Raw genomic sequence first — 1433 nt, 5'->3', positions numbered from 1 at the left:
CGGTCAACATCCGGCTGTTCGCGGACCGCCGTGACCGACGCACGCTGAACGGTGTCGTCCGTCGGGTGCTGCTCGTGCTGCTCGGCGCCTGCGCCGGCGTGCTGTCGCTCGTCTACCTCACCCTGCCGGCCCGCCCGACCGCGGTCATGTCGACGGGGGTCGCCGGCGGGCTGCTCGGGGGAGCGGCGGTGGTGCTGCTCGTCTGGGCGGCCGTCGACGCGATCCGGGCGCGACGGCGGGAGTGACCCACGGCGGGCTCCAGCGCAGCCGCGCGGGGCCCGCCGACCGGTCCGCTACACTCGTCCGGGACCCAGCGCGGTCCGCAGACCTTCACAACACGATCGAACGGGACATCGAAGACTCATGGCCAGTACCACTGACATCAAGAACGGCGCCGTTCTCATCATCGACGGGCAGCTCTGGTCGGTCGTCGAGTTCCAGCACGTCAAGCCGGGCAAGGGCGGCGCGTTCGTCCGCACCAAGCTGAAGAACGTCGTGTCGGGCAAGGTCGTCGACCGCACCTTCAACGCGGGTGCGAAGATCGACACCGCGACGGTCGACCGCCGTGACTACCAGTTCCTCTACGAGGACGGCGACTCGTACGTGTTCATGGACACCGACACCTACGACCAGATCCCGGTCTCGGCGACGGTCGTCGGCGACGCGAAGAACTACCTGCTCGAGTCCGCGATGGTCACCATCGCGATGAACGAGGGCAACCCGCTCTACGTCGAGCTCCCGACGTCGATCGTGACCGAGGTCGAGACCGAGCCCGGCCTGCAGGGCGACCGTTCCTCCGGTGGCACGAAGGACGCGACCATCATCGCGACCGGTCACCGCATCCAGGTCCCGCTCTACCTCGAGAGCGGCACCACGGTGAAGATCGACACGCGCGACGGCAGCTTCCTCGGCCGCGTCAACTCCTAGGCGCCGGCCGTATGAGTGCTCGTTCGAAGGCCCGCAAGCGCGCCCTCGACATGCTGTACGTGGCCGAGGTGCGTGAGCTCCCGATCGCGGACGTCCTCGCCACCGAGACCGTCCGTCACCTCGACCAGCCGGAGCGCGCCTCCAGCTGGGACTACGCCCGTCAGATCGTCACGGGCATCGACGACGCGCGCCACGAGATCGACGCGGTGATCGTCGAGCACGCCCAGGGCTGGTCGATCGCCCGCATGCCGGTGCTCGACCGCTGCATCCTGCGCATGGGCGTCTGGGAGCTCCGGTTCAACCCGGAGGTCCCGGACGCGGTCGCGATCGCCGAGGCCGTCGAGCTCGCCCAGTCGCTCTCGACGGAGGAGTCCGCGGGGTTCGTCAACGGCGTGCTCGGCGCGGTCGCCGGCGGTCGTGCACCGTCCGGTCGGACGGTCGCAAAGGACCAGGAGTCCCCGTAGGGTTGACACGTCAGCATCCTTTATGCCGTCGGTGAAGCGGGG

The 1433-nt window shown here is 69.2% G+C and carries 3 protein-coding genes; all 3 read left to right on the top strand.

The window, feature by feature from the left end; genetic code table 11:
- On the top strand, nt 1–245 hold a 245-nt coding region (locus I5E_RS25375; RefSeq protein WP_042723731.1), incomplete at its 5' end, for a hypothetical protein.
- A 118-nt stretch (nt 246–363) separates the two neighbouring features.
- Nucleotides 364–927 carry an elongation factor P gene (gene efp / locus I5E_RS09205; RefSeq protein WP_022906721.1) on the top strand — a complete coding sequence of 188 codons (564 nt, stop codon included), beginning with the start codon at nt 364–366 and terminating at the stop codon, nt 925–927.
- Between the two features lie 11 nt (nt 928–938).
- Nucleotides 939–1391 (top strand): transcription antitermination factor NusB, encoded by a 453-nt coding sequence (gene nusB / locus I5E_RS09200; RefSeq protein WP_022906720.1) that lies wholly within the window; start codon nt 939–941, stop codon nt 1389–1391.
- Nucleotides 1392–1433 lie beyond the last annotated feature (42 nt).

This window comes from Curtobacterium sp. B18 (genome assembly GCF_000333375.1).
Classification (GTDB): Bacteria; Actinomycetota; Actinomycetes; order Actinomycetales; family Microbacteriaceae; genus Curtobacterium.
This window is presented reverse-complemented; position numbering and strand designations above follow the sequence as displayed.

Coding starts and splice junctions, on each gene's coding strand:
- nusB (WP_022906720.1), top strand. CDS start 939: ATGAGTGCTCGTTCGAAGGCCCGCAAGCGCGCCCTCGACATGCTGTAC.
- efp (WP_022906721.1), top strand. CDS start 364: ATGGCCAGTACCACTGACATCAAGAACGGCGCCGTTCTCATCATCGAC.